This is a genomic window from Thioclava sediminum, from assembly GCF_002020355.1.
Taxonomy (GTDB): domain Bacteria; phylum Pseudomonadota; class Alphaproteobacteria; order Rhodobacterales; family Rhodobacteraceae; genus Thioclava; species Thioclava sediminum.
The window spans coordinates 213,027-230,713 of sequence record NZ_MPZV01000004.1; the positions used below are offsets into that span (position 1 = coordinate 213,027).

The 17,687-nt window shown below is 62.4% G+C and carries 18 protein-coding genes and 1 tRNA gene; 9 read left to right on the forward strand and 10 right to left on the reverse strand.

The features are described from left to right. Positions 1–11: 11 nt before the first annotated feature. From BMI91_RS16315 to BMI91_RS16345, 7 genes are all read left to right on the forward strand, one after another. Positions 12–626: a ribonuclease D gene (locus BMI91_RS16315; RefSeq protein ID WP_078605912.1), complete on the forward strand. Its 615-nt coding sequence runs from the start codon at positions 12–14 to the stop codon at positions 624–626. Then, entirely contained in the window at positions 607–1,563 is a 957-nt protein-coding gene (locus tag BMI91_RS16320; protein ID WP_078605913.1) for a KpsF/GutQ family sugar-phosphate isomerase, read from the forward strand. The genes BMI91_RS16315 and BMI91_RS16320 overlap by 20 nt, the downstream gene beginning before the upstream one ends. Next, the gene (lptC, locus tag BMI91_RS16325; protein WP_146684133.1) at positions 1,563–2,165 is read left to right on the forward strand and encodes an LPS export ABC transporter periplasmic protein LptC; all 603 of its coding nucleotides are present in this window, start codon (positions 1,563–1,565) and stop codon (positions 2,163–2,165) included. Before BMI91_RS16320 ends, lptC begins: the two co-directional genes overlap by 1 nt. A 41-nt stretch (positions 2,166–2,206) precedes the next feature. Next, positions 2,207–2,665 (forward strand): lipopolysaccharide transport periplasmic protein LptA, encoded by a 459-nt coding sequence (lptA, locus tag BMI91_RS16330; RefSeq protein WP_093477254.1) that lies wholly within the window; start codon positions 2,207–2,209, stop codon positions 2,663–2,665. After that, positions 2,665–3,441: an LPS export ABC transporter ATP-binding protein gene (gene lptB, locus BMI91_RS16335; protein ID WP_078605916.1), complete on the forward strand. Its 777-nt coding sequence runs from the start codon at positions 2,665–2,667 to the stop codon at positions 3,439–3,441. Before lptA ends, lptB begins: the two co-directional genes overlap by 1 nt. 297 nt (positions 3,442–3,738) lie before the next feature. Continuing rightward, the gene (hpf, locus tag BMI91_RS16340) at positions 3,739–4,314 is read left to right on the forward strand and encodes a ribosome hibernation-promoting factor, HPF/YfiA family (RefSeq protein WP_078522191.1); all 576 of its coding nucleotides are present in this window, start codon (positions 3,739–3,741) and stop codon (positions 4,312–4,314) included. 33 nt (positions 4,315–4,347) lie between these two features. Next, a complete protein-coding gene (locus BMI91_RS16345) occupies positions 4,348–4,812 on the forward strand; it encodes a PTS sugar transporter subunit IIA (protein ID WP_078522192.1) in 465 nt (154 codons plus the stop codon). Between the two features lie 67 nt (positions 4,813–4,879). Here the strand turns inward: BMI91_RS16345 and BMI91_RS16350 are convergent, their stop codons facing one another. The 8 genes from BMI91_RS16350 to cysQ form a co-directional block, all read right to left on the reverse strand. After that, positions 4,880–6,271 carry a nodulation protein NodH gene (locus BMI91_RS16350; RefSeq protein ID WP_078605917.1) on the reverse strand — a complete coding sequence of 464 codons (1,392 nt, stop codon included), beginning with the start codon at positions 6,269–6,271 and terminating at the stop codon, positions 4,880–4,882. Positions 6,272–6,274: 3 nt separating this feature from the next. Next, positions 6,275–7,975 (reverse strand): DUF5927 domain-containing protein, encoded by a 1,701-nt coding sequence (locus tag BMI91_RS16355; RefSeq protein WP_078605918.1) that lies wholly within the window; start codon positions 7,973–7,975, stop codon positions 6,275–6,277. 13 nt (positions 7,976–7,988) lie between these two features. After that, positions 7,989–8,999: a glycosyltransferase family 2 protein gene (locus tag BMI91_RS16360; RefSeq protein WP_078605919.1), complete on the reverse strand. Its 1,011-nt coding sequence runs from the start codon at positions 8,997–8,999 to the stop codon at positions 7,989–7,991. A gap of 212 nt (positions 9,000–9,211) precedes the next feature. Continuing rightward, entirely contained in the window at positions 9,212–10,234 is a 1,023-nt protein-coding gene (locus BMI91_RS16365) for a glycosyltransferase family 2 protein (protein ID WP_078605920.1), read from the reverse strand. A 25-nt stretch (positions 10,235–10,259) separates the two neighbouring features. Continuing rightward, complete coding sequence (gene galE / locus BMI91_RS16370) at positions 10,260–11,246, reverse strand: UDP-glucose 4-epimerase GalE (protein ID WP_078605921.1); 987 nt, start codon at positions 11,244–11,246, stop codon at positions 10,260–10,262. Between the two features lie 3 nt (positions 11,247–11,249). Continuing rightward, positions 11,250–12,143 (reverse strand): UTP--glucose-1-phosphate uridylyltransferase GalU, encoded by an 894-nt coding sequence (gene galU, locus BMI91_RS16375; protein ID WP_078522198.1) that lies wholly within the window; start codon positions 12,141–12,143, stop codon positions 11,250–11,252. A 194-nt stretch (positions 12,144–12,337) separates the two neighbouring features. Beyond that, entirely contained in the window at positions 12,338–13,138 is an 801-nt protein-coding gene (locus tag BMI91_RS16380; protein WP_078605922.1) for a 3-deoxy-manno-octulosonate cytidylyltransferase, read from the reverse strand. Next, positions 13,138–13,932, reverse strand: a complete 795-nt coding sequence (gene cysQ / locus BMI91_RS16385) for a 3'(2'),5'-bisphosphate nucleotidase CysQ (RefSeq protein ID WP_078605923.1) — start codon at positions 13,930–13,932, stop codon at positions 13,138–13,140. Before cysQ ends, BMI91_RS16380 begins: the two co-directional genes overlap by 1 nt. Positions 13,933–14,063: 131 nt before the next feature. Here cysQ and BMI91_RS16390 point away from each other — a divergent pair, with 131 nt between their 5' ends. Then, positions 14,064–14,885: an ABC transporter permease gene (locus tag BMI91_RS16390; RefSeq protein ID WP_078522201.1), complete on the forward strand. Its 822-nt coding sequence runs from the start codon at positions 14,064–14,066 to the stop codon at positions 14,883–14,885. A 33-nt stretch (positions 14,886–14,918) separates the two neighbouring features. Here the strand turns inward: BMI91_RS16390 and BMI91_RS16395 are convergent, their stop codons facing one another. Next, positions 14,919–15,911, reverse strand: a complete 993-nt coding sequence (locus tag BMI91_RS16395; RefSeq protein WP_078522402.1) for a LacI family DNA-binding transcriptional regulator — start codon at positions 15,909–15,911, stop codon at positions 14,919–14,921. Between the two features lie 364 nt (positions 15,912–16,275). On the opposite strand from BMI91_RS16395, the gene BMI91_RS16400 reads away from it, so the two are divergent. Then, positions 16,276–16,352: transfer RNA gene (locus BMI91_RS16400), tRNA-Arg, on the forward strand. 57 nt (positions 16,353–16,409) lie between these two features. On the opposite strand, the gene BMI91_RS16405 is transcribed toward BMI91_RS16400, so the two are convergent. Next, positions 16,410–17,657 carry a saccharopine dehydrogenase family protein gene (locus BMI91_RS16405; RefSeq protein WP_078605924.1) on the reverse strand — a complete coding sequence of 416 codons (1,248 nt, stop codon included), beginning with the start codon at positions 17,655–17,657 and terminating at the stop codon, positions 16,410–16,412. Positions 17,658–17,687 lie beyond the last annotated feature (30 nt).

Below are 17,687 nucleotides of genomic sequence, written 5' to 3' on the forward strand. Positions count from 1 at the left end.
AAGGACACGCCGTGGCAATCCACCTGCATCAAAACGACCTTCCCGACGGGCTCGATCTCGGTCCCGTCGTAGCCATCGACTCCGAGACGATGGGCCTCGACCCGCGCCGCGACCGGCTCTGCCTCGTGCAGCTTTCGGCGGGCGACGGCGACGCGCATCTGGTGAAGATCGCCCAAGGTCAGACCGAAGCGCCAAACCTGTGCCGCATGCTGGCCGATCCCTCGGTGGAGAAGCTGTTCCACTTCGCGCGCTTCGACGTCGCCGCGCTTTTTAATGCGTTCGGGGTGGAGACGAAGCCGGTCTTCTGCACCAAGATCGCCTCGAAGATGGTGCGGACCTTCACCGATCGCCACGGGCTGAAGGTGCTGGTGCAGGAGCTTGTCGGCGTCGACATTTCCAAGCAGCAGCAAAGCTCGGACTGGGGCGCGGCGGAGCTGACCGACGCGCAGATGGAATATGCGGCTTCGGACGTACTCTACCTGCACCAGATCAAAGCCGAACTCGTGGCACGGCTGGAGCGCGAGAACCGGCTCGGGCTGGCGCAGGCCTGTTTCGATTTCCTGCCGACGCGTGCGAAGCTCGACCTGCTGGGCTGGGATGAACCCAATGACATCTTCCACCACTGATTATTCCGACGTCGCCCGCCGCGTGATCGGCATCGAGGTCGCCGGGCTGGAAGCCTTGGCGGCGAGCCTCGATGGCGAGTTTTCGCGCGCGGTGGCGATGATCCTCAAGACCGAGGGGCGCGTGATCGTCTCCGGCATGGGGAAATCGGGCCATATCGGGCGCAAGATCGCGGCGACGCTGGCCTCCACCGGGACGCCTGCGCATTTCGTGCATCCGGCGGAGGCGAGCCACGGCGATCTGGGCATGGTCACCCGGCACGACCTGGCGCTGGTGCTGTCGAATTCCGGGGAGACGCCGGAGCTGGCCGACCTGATCGCCCATACACGGCGCTTTCAGATCCCGCTGATCGGTGTCGCGAGCCGCCCGGACTCGACGCTGCTGCGGCAGGCCGATCTGGCGCTGGTGCTGCCCAAGGCCGAGGAAGCCTGCGGGACGGGCGTGGTGCCCACTACATCTACGACGATGACGCTCGCACTCGGTGACGCGTTGGCCGTCGCGCTGATGGAGCATCGCGAATTCACCGCCGAGCATTTCCGCACCTTCCATCCGGGCGGCAAGCTGGGCGCGCGTCTGTCAAAGGTTTCCGATCTGATGCATCGCGATATGCCGCTGGTGGCGGAAGACACGCCGATGCCCGATGCGCTCTTGATGATGAGCCAGAAGGGCTTTGGCGTCGTCGGCGTCACCGATGACGCGGGCCGCCTGACCGGGATCGTCACCGACGGCGATTTGCGGCGCCACATGCAGGGGCTGCTGGAGCATAAGGTCTCCGAGGTGATGACCGCCAATCCGCGCACCATCGCGCCCGGGCAGCTGGCCGAGGCTGCCGTGGCGCAGATGAACGAGCGAAAGATCACCGCGCTTTTCGTGGTCGAAGATGAGAAACCCGTGGGCTTCCTGCAGATCCACGACTGCCTGAGGGCCGGGATCGTCTGATGATGTACGACAACAGCCATACGCGACTGGTGAACTGGGCGAAGATCGTCCTGCCGCTGCTCGCGCTGGCGCTGTTGTCGACGATCTTTCTCGTCTCGCGCCGGATCGATCCGAGCGCCGCGATTCCCTATGCCAAGGTCGATGTCGAGAAACTCGCGCGCGAAAATGCGGTCACCCGGCCCGAATATTCCGGCGTGACCGATACCGGCGCGACGCTGTCGGTGACGGCCGCGCAGGCCCGCACCCAGCCCTCGCAGGATCAGGGTGCGAGTGCCGATCAGGTCGCGGCGAAGCTGACCGCACCCGATGGCCATGTGACCGATTTGAGCGCGAATGAGGGTCTATTCCAGCCCAATTCGAACCGGATCGACCTGACCGGCAAGGTCGCGATGCAGACCTCCGATGGCTACCGGGTGAACTCCGACAAGGTCGAGTTGCAGACCGATAGCAGTATCCTGACCTCGCCCGGCCCGATCCATGGGACGTCCCCTTTCGGAACGCTCGATGCGGGCTATATGCAGATGGTCCCGACGGCGGATGGCAGCAGTCACGATCTTGTTTTCAAACAGGGTGTGAAGCTGGTATATCAGCCGCAACAATGAGGGTGTGGATGTTTCGAGCGCGTTTTTTCACCGCCTGTGCGATGGCGGTTTCGTTCCCGGTTCTCGTGATGGCGCAAAGCGTCGATTTCGGCGGGCTGCGCGCCGACAAGACCGCCCCGGTCGAAGTCACGGCCGACTCGCTCAACGTCAATCAGGAAAGCGGGCAGGCGGTGTTCTCCGGCAATGTGGAGGTCACGCAGGGCGACATGCACATGAAAGCCGCCGAGCTTGAGGTGTTCTACGCCAGCGACAAGCGCTCCGAGATCACGAAGCTGCACGCGACGGGCGGCGTCACGCTGGTTTCGCCCACCGAGGCGGCGGAGGCCGAGGAAGCCGTCTATGACGTGAAGGCGGGCACCGTCGTGATGACCGGCAAGGTGCTGCTGACCCAAGGCGACAACGTGATGTCCGGCAACAAGCTCAATGTCGACCTGAGCACCGGCGCCGGCACGATGGACGGGCGTGTGCGCACGCTTCTGAAGCCCGCCGGGAGCAAGTGATGGCCGAGGATGCCGTCAAAAGCGACGCCGGGCTGGCCCCGGTCGCGGGCCAGGGCGGTTTGCAGGTCCGGGGGCTGCGCAAGAGCTACAAGCGCCGCCCCGTGATTCGCGACGTCTCGCTCGACCTGTCGCGCGGTGAGGTCGTGGCGCTTCTCGGGCCGAACGGGTCGGGCAAAACCACCTGTTTTTATAATATCGCCGGTCTGATCCGCCCCGATGCGGGCGAGGTTCTGATCGACGGGCGCGATGTGACGGGCCTGCCGATGTATCGCCGCGCGCGGCTCGGGATCGGTTATCTGCCGCAGGAAGCCTCGATTTTCCGCGGGCTTTCGGTCGAAGACAACATCATGGCGGTGCTCGAAGTCGCGGAGTCCGATCCGCACACCCGTCGCGAGCGTCTGGAAGAACTTCTGGGCGATTTCTCGATCGGCCATTTGCGTCACGCGCCCGCTTTGGCGCTGTCGGGGGGCGAACGCCGGCGCTGCGAAATCGCACGCTGTCTGGCCGCCGATCCGAAATATCTGTTGCTGGACGAACCCTTCGCTGGCGTCGATCCGATCGCCGTGTCGGAGATTCGCGCGCTCGTCGCACAGCTGAAAGATCGGGGTATCGGGGTTTTGATCACCGATCACAATGTGCGCGAAACGCTCGAGATCGTGGATCGTGCCTACATTCTGCACGACGGGACGGTGCTGATGTCAGGCACCGCGGAAGAGGTTGTGCAGGACGAAAACGTGCGCCGCGTCTATCTCGGCCAGCACTTCCGCATCCTCTGATCGTGATCCGCGGATCCCTGCCGGGCGCCTCCGCCTACCGGCAGTTTTGCACTGCAGCGAGGGAGACCCGTTGACACCCCCCACGATCCATCCCCAAATACATAAGAGATGCGTAATGTTCGCCCCCACTCCCCGGGCGCGCTTGCGGCCCCCGAGAGGGGTCCGGCGCGCGGAAGGTCCCCGAAAGAGGGCCCGGGCGAATTCAGACTCAACGCGACTTTTCAAGAGATTAACCGGCCCGAAACACCTCAGCCCAAAGGCTGGGGTCACTGGCCCAATGCGTGAAGGAGGAAATCCATGCGTTACCAAATCACCGGCAAACAAATCGATGTCGGAGAGGCCCTGCAATCTCACGTCAAGTCGGAGTTGGGCGAGGTCGCCGAGAAATACATGCAGCGTCCCACCGACGCGCAGATCACCTTCTCGCGCGATGCGCATGAGTTTATTTGCGAGGCGACGGTGCACCTGTCGACCGGGCTCACCGCTTCGGCCAAGGGTCATGCCACGGAAATCTATGCGGCCTTCGATGCGGCGCGCGAAAAGATGGACAAGCAACTGCGGCGTCACAAGCGCAGATTGAAAGATCATCACCGTGACCGTGCTGAACCAGTTGAATTCGAAGCTGCAGGTCTGTATGTGCTCGCCTCGGAAGAGGATGACGATACCGGCGAGACGCACGAAGGTGCTCCGATGATCGTAGCCGAGATGGAAACCAAGGTTCCCACTCTCTCGGTCGGTGAAGCGGTCATGCAGATGGAGCTGTCTGATGCGTCGCTACTCGTCTTCCGCAACGAAAAACATGGCGGGGTCAACGTCGTTCATCGGCGTGAAGACGGCAATGTCGGCTGGATCGACCCGCGCAACAGCAAATGAGCGGCCCGGAACGGGCGCGGAGTAGACGAGTTCATGGACCTATCTAAACTTCTCGTGCCAGGCGCGGTCAAAGTGCTGTCGAATGTCACGAGCAAGAAACGCCTGTTTCAGGATCTCGGTGACATCGCGGCGGCGTGCTACAAGATCGACGCCGCGGAGACTGTCGATGCGCTGCAGGAGCGTGAAAGCCTCGGGCCGACCGGTGTCGGCCACGGCGTTGCGCTTCCGCATGCGCGGCTCGACGGGCTGAGCGAAGTCGTGGGTGTCTTCCTGCGTCTGGAAAAGCCGCTCGATTTCGACGCGGTGGACCGGCTGCCGGTCGATCTGGTCTTCGCGCTCTTCGCGCCGAAGGATTCCGGGGTCGAGCATCTCAAGGCGCTGGCCCTCGTGTCGCGCACGATGCGCGATCCGGAAACCTGCGAGAAGCTGCGGGCGAATACCGATCCGTCGACGCTGCACGCAGTGCTGACGGAGGCTCAGAGCCGTCAGGCGGCCTGAACCGGTCTCGAATGAAAATCGAAAAAGCGCGTCGGTCCGCCCGGCGCGCTTTTTTCGTGGGGTAGGCTCAGTCGCGCCAGTTGCCGAAGCCGAACTGCATCATGTCGCGCGTATAGGTCTCGCGCGCGGCGGCTTCGAGGTCAGGCGTCCAGATATCGGCGAGCTTGATCGGCGCGGTGTCGGTCTCGCCGGGCGCGAAGGCAGGCGCCTCCACACCGGCCATGCTGGCGAGATAGGCGAAGTCCTCCGCCATCCGCTCCTCGCGCACCAGAAGGTCGGGCAGAGCGAACTGGCCGATCCCCTGAAGCGCCGCGGATTGCGTGGCCCAAAGCGTATTCACCGGCAGGCTCGTCTGGTTCGCGAGATTGGATTTGAGCCAGCCCAGGAAAGCGATCAGCGCCTCGGCATAGTCGCCTTGCGCGATGCTCTGCCCCTCCTTCGGGATCGGCAGCTTGTAGCTTTGACGCAGGACGGCGCGGGTCTCGTCCATGTTGTCCCAGTTGAGCACCGCGTTGAACGCCAGATGCGCGCGCATCAGCGGGTGGCGCAGCACGGTGAAGCTGCGATGGCCGTGATGGCGACGTTTCCACTGGCGCAGGGTCTTCTGGCTGAACCCTTCGACCAGTTCGCCGGTCGCCGCCAGCCAGTCGCGGATCGGCGCATCCATCGCGGGTCGAAGCGGCATATACAGCAGCCCCGCCTCGCTCGCGATGAAACCGGGCACGCCGGGACCGCGCCGGGGCTCGAAATTCGGGGTTTTCGACAGGTTGAACCGATCGAGCCGCGCCAGCGATGCCTCCATCCCCGGGAAATTCGCGACCTTCGTCTCCAGCGGCTCGGGGTTCTGCACCTTGAGGTTCTCGGGCAACTGTTTCAGCCGCCCCGCGACGCCCAGCCAATTCGCGAGACCGTTGAGCACCTCGACCGACTGCGCATCCTCGTAATCGATATAGAAGGCCGTCTGCCCCGAGCGCTGCAGCGCGTTCAACAGTGTCACCTGAAAGTCCTGCAGCCCTTCCAAATGAGCTTCGAACTCCTCGGCGTCGAAGCGCGCCTTCGTGGCTTTGCGGTGCTTCGCATCGCCCAGCTTCCACTGGCCCGTGGCGCGCGCGATCATCAGGCTGACATAGCTCTCGATCGGATTGCGGGTCAGCACGATCTTCGCGCATTTCGGATCGTTCACGAACACGGCGAGCATCCGCGGGTCGTGATCGTGGAAATAGCGGCAGCCGTTCAGCCCGTCCTGCGATTGGATTGCGTTCCATAGCGCCAGCGGATCGTCATCGCGCTGCGCCTTGGTAACGCCCACCAGCTCCTTGCGGTTGGGATAGCCGATCAGCGCCGGATTGAACGCCTCGCCATGGCAGGTCACGCCGTCCAGATCGTTCAGCGCAGCTTCCAGCAGATTGGAGCCGGTGCGCATCTCGGCAAAGACGACGAAACTGTCAAATTTGGGCATGTCTTATTTCACCAGATATGGGCGACCGCGGCGGGTGGCGGCATCGCGCTGCCCGCTTTGCTCGAGCGGGAAATCCCCCATCACGAGTGGCTGCATCCCCTGGTTCTTGAGATTTTGCAGGAATTGGTTGAACCCCGACAGATCGACCATCTGCGGCGCTTCGGTCAGACGACGGGTGGCGCGGGGGCTGATCTCGTCGATGATGGTCTGCAGGGGCTCCATCGGGTTCTCGATGAAATCCGCGACGGTCCAGATCCGCACGCGCGCCTTCACATACATCGAGCGCAGAATATCCAGATGCTCCAGCTCGCGTTTCTGCAGCATCGCGGCCTCGCGCCGGATCGTCGCGAAATTCTCGTTCTTGCGCGACAGCGGCAGCGCCCAGGCCCCGGTGATGACCGAGATTTGGGCATTCGGATCGGTCGCGGTGAACCAGTTATTCGCCTGATTGTCGCGCGGCGAGAACATGTAGCACTGACGTTCGCCACGCGAGTTCCAGATCAGGTTTGTGAGAAAAGCACGCGGGTTGTAGTCGCGCAGCGCCGCGTCGTCGGTCAGGCAGCCGTTGAACATCCGCTCATTGCCCGCGAATTCGGCGCGCTCGGGGGCGTAGAGATGCCCATGCACCCGCGCGCCCACGTATTTCGCGAGCCAGCCGTCGAAATTCTCGAAGAGATCCGAGAAGCCGTGGAAGATCGAATAGGGCGCCGAGGTCTTGCCGTTCTCGTGGTCTTTCCTGGGAAAACGGCTTTGCATGTAGAGGCCGGGCCGCCCGCGCGTGCGCCGCTCGATCGACTTGGAAAACAGCCGGTCGATCTTGGCGGGGTTCGGTTCCGCCATGACGGACCGCCCGGGGCTCTTGTCGAGGAAGGTCCGATAGAGCTTGTCCGCCTTGGGCCAGATCTTCCGCGCCACGAAACAGTCCGACCGCCGCAGAAGCTGCAGGTGATCGTCGTAGAAGATATGCGGCTTGCCCTGAAAATCGAACTTCGTCAGCGTCAGAGACCGGCTCTCGATCGAGGTGGAATAGAGCCTTGCGAGGGTCTGGAAATAGCTCTCATCCGGAATCCAGACGCGCTTGAAATAGCGGTCGTAAAGCGCGCGATCCGGGTCTTCCAGAATGGCCGACAGGGTCTGGCGCGTCAGACACCACCATTGGCTGCCCAGATGCGGCACCAGCCCGTCGGGGATGCGCCGTTTGAAGCCGACGCGGCGCTGAAACTCGACATAGCGGTCGAACATGCGCCGCTGCTTCTTCCACGAAAACGGGAAGCGTAACGTGAAGCGTTCGATGTCGATCCCGCCCACGGTCCAGCCGACTTCCGTGGTGGTCACGCTCTCGATGAAATCGGTATAGGGACGCGCGTCGAGATAGTCGGTCAGCTCGTGCAGCGGGCGCAGCGGCAGGCAGGAGCCCGACGCCAGATAGACGTGGCGCACGTCGTCATGCAGTGCCAGCATCTGCTCGGCCGCAGCTTGGCTCGCCGCCACCAGCGACCACGTGCCCCAGTCGCATTTGTAGCGCCGCGAGAAGGAGACATTCTCCAGATCGGAGAGCATCTTCTTGAAGCCGTTATAGTCATGCGCGGTCACGCGAGCATCGACATGGATCACCACGGGCGATCCGCCCTCCGACCAGAACCGCGCGACCTGCGCGGCCCGGTCGAGCGCGGTGTGGCACATCATGATGAATCCGACTGTCACGCGCGTTGTTTCCTCACGCCCAATTGCCTTTCGACATCAGCCCGAGGATCTCGAGCTGGCGCCAGTTGATATATTTCTCAGACCATTTGCACCACAAATCGGGCTCTTTTGAGATCGTGCGGGCATAGGCGTGATATTCGCGCGAGCCCGCGTAATGCTGTTTGCGCTCCAGCTCTTCATCGACCTTGTCAGCGAGGGGCGAGAGGAACTTCGCATGCAGCAGGCAGCCCGAGACCATCTCGCCGCCGATCGTGTCGTAGACCTGATTCAGGCCACGCGGCAGCAACGCATGGGTCGACGAGATATAGACGTTACCGCGCTCCCATTTGACGAGCGGAATCTTGTTGAGCGAGGGGGCTTTCTTGGGCGCGTCGGGAAAGAAGATGCGCGCCCGGGGCCCGCCTTGAATCCACAGATTGTTGGTCTCGGGATTGGGCGAGATCATGTAATTGCCCGCATCGAACCAGCAGGCCAGATCGAACGGGTTCTGCCCCTCGCGATAGGGCTGCGCGTCGATCGGCCCTTTCGGATACATATCCAGCAGCATCGCCGGGAAAGACCGGATGCCATAAGTGTCGAGCCAGTCGGTCAGCGCCTGAATGGGCCGGGTATCGCAGAACGGGTAGACGAAGAATTCATCCGGATCGAGCGTCAGCGTCCAATGCCCGGTGCCGTATTTGCGCAGCAGCCAGTTCATCCAGTCGATGCCGAAATTCGACGCCTTGTAGGAGGCCTCCGTGCGCCAGACCGAGCAGTCCACCTGCTGGGCGAGATATTCGGCGCTGCCATCGTCGCTGCTATTGTCGACGAACAGGAAGTGCCCGACGCCCATCTCGCGGTAGTAGCGCAGGAAATAGGGCAGGCGGATGCGTTCGTTGCGGGCGGTGACGAAGACGAGGATATCCTCGGGGCGGATGTCGCCGGTGCGATCGGAATAGAGAGAGAGTTCGCGGCTTTTGCGGAAAGCCCGAATCTGCCGAATTCTGCGTTTACGGCGCAGCCTGGCGATCTCTCTCAGTCCCAATATCCGTCCCTCTCCGACGTCGCGGTCATTTCGTGCCGCACTGGTCCCTTGCTACTCGCAGCGTAGTTCTCAAATCGTTAAAGGTCGCCCTGTTCAAATCGGCAAGTTTTCAACGGCTTATCAATATCTTCCGATACTTACCCGGTTTGCGCGCGGCTGAGAAGGCCACGCCTAACGCTTGCGTCAGCAATGTTGCCTCCAAGTCAACACGTTCACATCCAGCCGCCGCGCGACATCAACCCCTGCGCCTCCAGTTGTCGCCAGTCGCCGAGCCGCGTCGAATGCGGCGTCCAAAGCTCCGGATCGGCGGCCAGCGCGTCGTAATATTGGTCGAATTCCGCGGGCTGGCCGAAATGCTCGCCACGCGATTTCTCCTCCTTCGACTTGTCCACGATCTCGTCGAGAAACTTCGTGTGCAGCAGCAGCCCCGAAATCGCCTCGCCGCCCTCCGTGTCGTAGGTCTGGTTCAGATGTCGCGGCAGCAGCGCATGGGTCGAGTTCAGATAGGCCCATCGCCGGTGCCAGCGCACCAGCGGGATCTTCGAGAGCGTCGGTGATTGGCGGGGACTGTCGGGGAAAAACGCCCGCGCCCGTGGCCCGCCTTGGATCCACAGCGCATCGGTCTGCGCCTGCTGGGTGATCATGTAATTCCCGGCGTCGAACCAGCTCAGGATCTTGCGCGGATCCTGCCCCGCCTCGTAGCGCTGCGCGCCGAGCGGCCCTTTCGGGTAGAGGTCGAGCATCATGGCCGGGAAACTGCATTGCTCCGATCGGTCGAGCCAGTCGGTCAGCGCGGGAAGGGGGCGGCTGTCGTGATAGGGATAGATCAGCAACTCATCCGCATCGACGGTCAGGCACCAGTGATCGTGCCCGTAGCGCAGCATCAGCCACGTCACCCAATCGAGCCCGAAGCGCGAGGCCCGGTAGCTGCCCGTCGTCTGCCAAAGTGACACGTCGCGCGCCTCGGCCAGCAGCGCGGCGGTGTCATCCGTGCTGCCATTGTCGACGATCAGGAAGTGATCCACGCCGAGCTTGCGGTAATGCTTGAGGAAAAACGGCAGTCGCCGCGCCTCGTTGCGCATCACCGCGAAGGCGAGGATCGCGCCGGGCTTTATCTTGCCGGTGCGGTTGGTGACGGGGTCGAGCTGGTGCCGTTTGCGCAGGGCGCGCCACAGGAAATGCTTGCGCTTTAGGCGCAGCCTGTAGCTCTCCCAAAGCTCATGGCGCGATGGCATTCATTCTCCTGACCCTACCTCGGGGTCAGTATTCATACTCTGCCGCCTGATGCCAACGCCATGCATCGGAAATCATGGTGGAAAGGTCCGACCGTTTCGGCTGCCAGCCAAGCTCCTCGGTCGCCCGTTTCGAGCCCGACACCAGCGCGGCGGCATCGCCGGGACGACGGTCGCCTTCGACAATCGGGACGTCTTGATTGGTCACCGCGCGCGAGGCGTCGATCACTTCGCGCACCGAGAACCCGTTGCCCGAGCCGAGGCAGAAGACCCGCGAGGGTTTACCGTCCTCGAGCCATTTCAGACCCAGAACATGGGCATCGACCAGATCGGAGACGTGGACGTAATCGCGGATGCAAGTGCCGTCGCGCGTCGCGTAATCCGAACCGAACACGGTGAGCGCCGGGCGTTTGCCCGCGATGGCATCCAGCATCAGCGGAATGAGGTGCGTCTCGGGGATGTGCTGCTCGCCGACCTCAGCATCGGGATCGGCGCCCGCCACGTTGAAATAGCGGAAGATCACCGAGTTCAGCCCGTGGCTCGCGCCGAAATCGCGCAGCATGTCTTCGATGGCCCGTTTCGAGCCGCCATAGGCGTTGATCGGGCGCTGTTCGGTGTCCTCGTTGAGAACCACCCCGTCCTGATCGCCATAGGTCGCGCAGGTCGAGGAGAAGACGAAGTTGCGGCAGCCTGCGTCGACGGCCGCTTCAATCAAATTCAGCGCGCAATTCACGTTGGTGCGCCAGTATTTCGACGGGTTCTGCATCGACTCGCCGACAAGGCTCAGCGCCGCGAAATGCATCACCGCGATCGGCTGATATTTCGCGAAGACCTCGTCGAGGCGGGAACGATCGGCAAGATCGCCCTCCTCGGCGGGGCCGAACTTCACCGCCTCTTTCCAGCCGGTGGAGAAATTGTCGAAGCAGACCGGGACATAGCCCGCCGCGGCCAGCGCTTTGCAGGCGTGCGAGCCGATATAGCCCGCACCACCCGTTACCAACACATGTTGCTGCATCGCTTACTCAGCCGCCTGCCGCATCGCGGAAAGATCGGAGAGATATTCGCCGAACTCATCCTTCAGATCCGGGCGCTGGAGGCCGAAAGCCACCGTCGCCTGCAGGAAGCCCGCCTTCGAGCCGCAATCGTAGCGCTGCCCGTCGAAGCGATAGCCATAGACCGAGTTGCCGCCATGGATTTCCTGCGCGATCGCGTCGGTCAGCTGGATTTCACCGCCAGCACCCGCCTTGCGCGCATCGAGGTTCCACATGATGCGCGGGGTGAGGATGTAGCGACCGATCACCGCAAGGTTCGAGGGGGCATCCTCGGGCTTGGGCTTTTCGACCATGCCGTTGACCTGCAGGCGCGGGCCGTCGCCCGGGGCGACATCCAGAACCCCGTAGGACGCGGTCTTGTCGGCGGGCACTTCCATCGCCGCGACATAGTTCCCGCCGGTCTCGTTATAGGCTTCCATCATCTGCTGCAGACAGGGCTTGTCGGCGGCAATGACGTCGTCGGTCAGGATCACGGCGAAGGCTTCGTCATGCACGAGACGACGCGCGCACCAGACCGCGTGGCCCAGACCCAGCGGCTGGTTCTGGCGGACATAGGCGATCGCGCCGCTGTCCATATTGGTCTGCTGCAGCTCGTCGAGGATTTCGGTCTTGCCCTTCTGCGCCAATGCGCTTTCCAGTTCGGGGGCGTTGTCGAAATAATCCTCGAGCGCCGATTTGCCGCGCGAGGTGACGAAGATGAATTCCTCGATACCGGCCGCACGCGCCTCGTCGATGGCGTATTGGATAAGCGGGCGGTCCACCAACGTGAGGATCTCTTTCGGGATCGACTTCGTCGCGGGGAGGAAGCGGGTTCCGAGGCCGGCCACTGGGAAGATCGCCTTCGTCACCTTGCTTTTCATTCGTCACCTATAGGGTTGCTACGATTAAATCGTCAGAAGTTGGTTTATTGTGTCCCCAAAGCCGTGATCCAACAAGGGACCGGTTCTGGCGTTGAGCACTCCCGAAGGAAGAAATGCTGCAAATGCGAAAATTGTTTCCTGCAATGCCGTGAAAAACCGCATTTTTAATGCGATAGGCGAGAAATTGCGTGCGTTCAGGGAAGCTGCATCTGCAGCATCATGGATTCGATCCGGGCCACATCGGACGGATTGTTGAGTTCCCAGAACTGCCGTCCGCGCGACTCGACCTCTGTGCAGAGCACCGCGCGACCGTTCTCCAGAAAGCGCAGCTGCTCCAGACCTTCGAGCGTCTCCAAGGGCCCGATCGGCCAGCTCGCATAGGCAGCCAGCGTGTCCGGCCGGTAGGCATAGACGCCCACATGGTGGAACACCGGCGTGGGGGCTTCGTCCGCGTAAGTCTCGGAGGTGAAGGGAATAACCTCTTTCGAGAAATAGAGCCCGCGATTGCCGGCGCCGAATACTGCCGTGGTGCCGCCTACGCGCCCGTTCTGGCGATCTTCCAGCAGGCTGTTGAGCATCGCGCCTTCGCAGCGCAGCACCGGAGTCGCAAGCTCGGCCCAGTCATTCGCGCGCAGCCCGGCGACGAGGTCTTCGATGAACCAGGCGGGAGTCAGCGGCGCGTCGCCCTGCAGGTTCACGACGATGTCGAAATCACCGCCAAGGGTCGCGGCCGCTTCGGCGCAGCGCTCGGTCCCGTTGCGGCAGCTCTCGGAGGTCATCACCACCTCGGCGCCGAAGGCTTCGCAGGCCTCGCGGATACGGGAGTCATCGGTCGCTACCACGACCCGGTCGACGCCGCCGACTTGCGTCGCCGCCTCCCAGCTGCGCTGGATCAGGGTCTTTTTCTCGCCCGTGGCGCCGGTCAGTTCGACCAGAGGCTTGCCGGGATAGCGGCTCGACGCGTAGCGCGCCGGGATGACGATCAGGACCGACATTACTTCACCAAGAGAACGCCGGGGGCATAGGCGATGAAGAACGGGTTCTCGAAGCCCGGCTTGCCATAGGTGAAGGGCGCGTGATCGTCGAAGCGGATCATCTCGCCGCCCGCCCCGCGCAGAACCGCGTCACCGGCTGCCGTGTCCCATTCCATCGTGCGCCCGAGGCGCGGATAGAGATCGGCCTCGCCGGTCGCGACAAGGCAGAATTTCAGCGACGACCCGGCCGAGGCCATGTCCTTCACTGCGTATTTGCCAATGTAATCGTCGGTCGCCTGATCGCGGTGCGATTTCGACGCGACGACCATCAGACCGCGATTGTCGGGCATCGAGACGGTGATCGGATGCTGCTTGCCGGGGCGTTCCTTGTCGAAGGGGCCGTCCTCTTCGACCGCACGGCCCTCGGCCAGCGTGTAGAACAGACGTCCCTTGGCGGGGGCGTAGACCACGCCGCGCACGGGCTTGCCGTTCTCGACATAGGCGATGTTCACAGTGAAATCGCCGCGGCGCTTGACGAATTCCTTCGTGCCATCGAGCGGATCGACGATCAGGAAGGTCGACACGTCCTGCGAATGGCTCGCGGCCTGCTCTTCGGTGACGAGCGGCATATCGGGAAACTCGGCGCGCAGCCCTGCGGAAATCAACGCGTCGGCGGCCTCGTCGGCCTCGGTCACCGGCGAGTTATCCGACTTCGACTTCACCTCGAAATCGGGCGAGTCGTAGATCTCCATGATCTTGTCGCCTGCTTCGAGCGCCAGCCGCCGCATCACTCGCATCAGATGTTCGAAATCCATCGTCACGCCTCTCCCGGCCTTGTTAAGGCCCAATTGCTATGCTCCAACTCCCCCCTTATGATGCGGCGATAAGGGTTGAGCAAGCAATCCGACCTAGCTTGGGCCGCAACGACGCCCGAATCGGCAGGGACATGTTCAGACCAGAGACGAAATCGACCAAGCTCGGCACGACCTTCAGCCTGCTGGAGCTGATCTATCACGCCACCGTGCGCAATCTGCGCAAGAACCACGGGAATGCGTTGATCGGCCTGCTGCTGAACATGTTTCAGACGATGCTGCTGGTCATCTCTTTCTACATCATGTTCAGCGTGCTCGGGATGCGGTCAAGCTCGGTGCGGGGCGATTTCCTGCTCTACATCATGACGGGCATCTTCCTTTACATGACCCACACCAAGACCCTCGGCGCGGTCTTCGGGTCGGAAGGGCCCACATCGGCGATGATGAAACACGCGCCGATGACCACGGCGATATCGATCGCGTCGGCGGCGCTCAGCGCGCTCTATATTCAGGTGCTGTCGATGGTGACGGTGCTCTACATCTACCACGCGGCCTTCAAACCGATTGAGATCTACGACTGGGTCGGCGCGTTCGCGATGGTGCTGCTGGCTTGGTTCACGGGGCTCGCGGTCGGGGTCGTGCTGCTTGCGGCGAAGCCCTGGGCGCCCGAAGTGGTGAGCGTAATCCAGCAGGTCTATACCCGCGCCAACATGATCGCGTCGGGCAAGATGTTCCTCGCCAACAATCTGCCGCACAAGATGCTGATCCTGTTCAACTGGAACCCGCTGTTTCACACGATCGATCAGGCGCGGGGCTACACCTTCATCAACTACAATCCGCATTTCTCGAACTGGGAATATCCGCTCTATGTCGGGCTCGCGATCCTGATGATCGGCCTTCTGGGCGAGTTTTATACGCGCCAATACGCGTCGCTCAGCTGGGGTGCGCGGCGCTAAAAGGCAGGCAGTGCTTGCGCCGCCGCCTTGCGATCAACGTTTACGGATCGTGTCGCCCGGATCGAGGGTCGGCTCCAGCTCGATCACTTCGCCGCCGATCATCCCGCTTTGCGAGCGCCCCGAAATGATCTGTGCCGCCTTGCGGCCAATCTCAGCGCGGCAGGCATTCATCGTTGCGAGCCGCACCGACAACCCGTCAAGCAGTTCCAGCCCGTTGAACCCGGCCAGACCCATCTTGTTCGGCACGTCGATGCCGTTGTCGAGGCACCAGAGCAGACCGCCCGCGCCGATCATGTCGTTGGAATAATAAAGGAAATCGAGATCGGGCGAGCGCTTGAGCATCGTCTCCGTCATCTCGCGCCCTTTCGCGAGCGCAGAACCGCCCGCGTAGAACTCGGTATCGGCCAGTTCGATCCCCGCTTTGGCGAGCCCTTCCTTGAACCCTTCGAGCCGTTTGCGCGCCCGGTGATCCTCGGGCATTTTCGTGCCGAGGAACCCGATCTTGCGATAGCCCGCGGCGATGATCGCCTCGGCCATATGCAGCCCGGCGCGGCGATGCGAAATACCCACGACCGAGTCGATCCCCTCGCCATCGACATCCATGATCTCGACCACCGGAATGCCCGCATTCTGCAGCATGGCGCGCGAGGCGGGCGTGTGCTCGACCCCCGCGATGATCACCCCCGAGGGGCGCCACGAGAGCATCTCATAGAGAACCTGCTCTTCCTTCTCGGGCGAGTAATTCGTCACCCCGACGACCGGCTGCAGCCCGGTATCCTCGAGCTCGTCGGACACGCTCGACAGCACTTTCGGAAAGACGAGGTTCGACAGCGACGGGATGATCACGGCCACGAGGTTCACCCGCTGAGAGGCCAGCGCGCCCGCGATCTTGTTGGGCACATAGCCAAGCGCTTTCGCGGCCTGCAGGACCTTTTCGCGTGTCGCATCAGAGACATCGCCGCGATTGCGCAGCACGCGACTGACGGTCATCTCCGAGACGCCAGAGGCTTCGGAGACATCGCGCAGGGTCAAAGGACGGCGGGTTTCGATAGGGCGAGACAAGGGCGGTTCCTCAAGGTTCTCCTCTTGTTAGCGCCAAACATTTCCCTTGCGCAAGCGAATGATGCCAAGTATGTTAGCGTTAACGGTTGTAGGGTTGGATAATCTCCGCCCGATACCTGGAACGACCCGCGCCGGTGTCGGATTCGTCACGGCGAGGGATGCGAAAGGGGGCGCAGTGGGCCAATTTGCGCTCCCTTTTCTTTCTTTCCCCTGAAATCCTGAAATTTCTGCACGACCCGCATGCATAGGAATATGCGCGCGGTTTTCTGTTGCAGCGCAGCGATGGACTTGCGCCACAAGCTCTTTGGCGGCATCAAAGGCGCAGCGCGGTCCCGTGGCTCAACTGGATAGAGCAGCCCCCTCCTAAGGGGCAGGTTGCAGGTTCGAATCCTGCCGGGATCGCCAAGCAGACATGAAAAAGGCCCGCGCGATGCGGGCCTTTCGTGTTTCTGGTGCGACCGCTTAAAGCTCGGTCCAGGCCTTGTCCTCGCCCTTGAGGCCACCGACCATCACGCGGGTCGGAAGGCCGATGCGGTCGAGCTGGGTGAAGAAGGGCTTGGGGTCCATCTCTTCGACGTTTTTCATCGTCTTCGCATCCCAGTCGCCTTGGGCGATCAGGATCGCGGCGGCGACCGGCGGCACGCCCGCCGTGTAGGAGATGCCCTGCGAGCCGACCTCTTCGTAAGCCTCTTTGTGATCGGCGACGTTATAGACGAAATATTCCAGGTCCTTGCCGTCCTTCGTGCCTTTCACCAGATCGCCAATGCAGGTCTTGCCGGTGTAGTTCGGCGCGAGGCTCGACGGGTCGGGCAGCACGGCCTTCACCACTTTCAGCGGCACGACTTCCAGACCTTCAGCGGTTTTCACCGGCTGTTCAGACAACAGGCCGAGGTTCTTCAGCACGGTGAAGACGTTGATGTAGTGATCGCCGAAGCCCATCCAGAAGCGCACATCGGCCTGCGGATAGTTCGTGGCCAGCGAATGCACCTCGTCATGGCCCGACTGATAGGCCTGCGAGGGGCCGACGACGGGCAGATCCCATTTGTGGCCCGACGCGAACATGCTCGTCTCTTTCCACTGCTGGTCTTCCCAATAGTAAACCACGCCGGTGAATTCGCGGAAGTTGATCTCGGGATCGAAATTGGTCGCGAAATACTTGCCGTGCGAGCCTGCGTTGATGTCGACGATGTCGATCGACTTCACCTCGTCCATCTGGTCGATGGCGAAGCGCGCATAGGCGTTGACCACGCCCGGATCGAAGCCCGCGCCGAGGATCGCGGTCACGCCGTGCTCGGTGCACAGATCGCGCTTCTTCCACTCGTAATTGGCATACCACGGCGGGGTTTCGCAGATCTTGTCGGGCTCTTCGTGGATCGCGGTGTCGATATAGGCGGCGCCCGTCGCGATGCAGCCGTCGAGCACGTGCATATTCACGAAAGCGGTGCCGACGTTGATCACGATCTGCGCGCCGGTCTCGCGGATCAGCGCTGCGACGGCCTCGGAATCGGTCGCATCCACCTCATGGGCTTCGAACGTGCCGTCCACCTTCATCGCGCCCTTTTCATGCACGCTCTCGATGATCGCGTCGCATTTCGATTTGGTGCGCGAGGCGATATGCAGGTCGCCAAGGATGTCGTTATTCTGCGCGCATTTATGCGCCACGACCTGGGCGACGCCGCCCGCTCCGATGATGAGCACGTTCTTTTTCACTTCGGCTGTCTCCTTTTTCTGCGGACAGGG

Excerpts from the sequence above, each read along its gene's own strand:
- BMI91_RS16320 (WP_078605913.1), top strand. The coding sequence starts at position 607 with ATGACATCTTCCACCACTGATTATTCCGACGTCGCCCGCCGCGTGATC.
- lptC (WP_146684133.1), top strand. The coding sequence starts at position 1,563 with ATGATGTACGACAACAGCCATACGCGACTGGTGAACTGGGCGAAGATC.
- lptA (WP_093477254.1), top strand. The coding sequence starts at position 2,207 with ATGGCGGTTTCGTTCCCGGTTCTCGTGATGGCGCAAAGCGTCGATTTC.
- lptB (WP_078605916.1), top strand. The coding sequence starts at position 2,665 with ATGGCCGAGGATGCCGTCAAAAGCGACGCCGGGCTGGCCCCGGTCGCG.
- hpf (WP_078522191.1), top strand. The coding sequence starts at position 3,739 with ATGCGTTACCAAATCACCGGCAAACAAATCGATGTCGGAGAGGCCCTG.
- BMI91_RS16345 (WP_078522192.1), top strand. The coding sequence starts at position 4,348 with ATGGACCTATCTAAACTTCTCGTGCCAGGCGCGGTCAAAGTGCTGTCG.
- BMI91_RS16350 (WP_078605917.1), bottom strand. The coding sequence starts at position 6,271 with ATGCCCAAATTTGACAGTTTCGTCGTCTTTGCCGAGATGCGCACCGGC.
- BMI91_RS16365 (WP_078605920.1), bottom strand. The coding sequence starts at position 10,234 with ATGCCATCGCGCCATGAGCTTTGGGAGAGCTACAGGCTGCGCCTAAAG.
- galE (WP_078605921.1), bottom strand. The coding sequence starts at position 11,246 with ATGCAGCAACATGTGTTGGTAACGGGTGGTGCGGGCTATATCGGCTCG.
- galU (WP_078522198.1), bottom strand. The coding sequence starts at position 12,143 with ATGAAAAGCAAGGTGACGAAGGCGATCTTCCCAGTGGCCGGCCTCGGA.
- BMI91_RS16380 (WP_078605922.1), bottom strand. The coding sequence starts at position 13,138 with ATGTCGGTCCTGATCGTCATCCCGGCGCGCTACGCGTCGAGCCGCTAT.
- cysQ (WP_078605923.1), bottom strand. The coding sequence starts at position 13,932 with ATGGATTTCGAACATCTGATGCGAGTGATGCGGCGGCTGGCGCTCGAA.
- BMI91_RS16390 (WP_078522201.1), top strand. The coding sequence starts at position 14,064 with ATGTTCAGACCAGAGACGAAATCGACCAAGCTCGGCACGACCTTCAGC.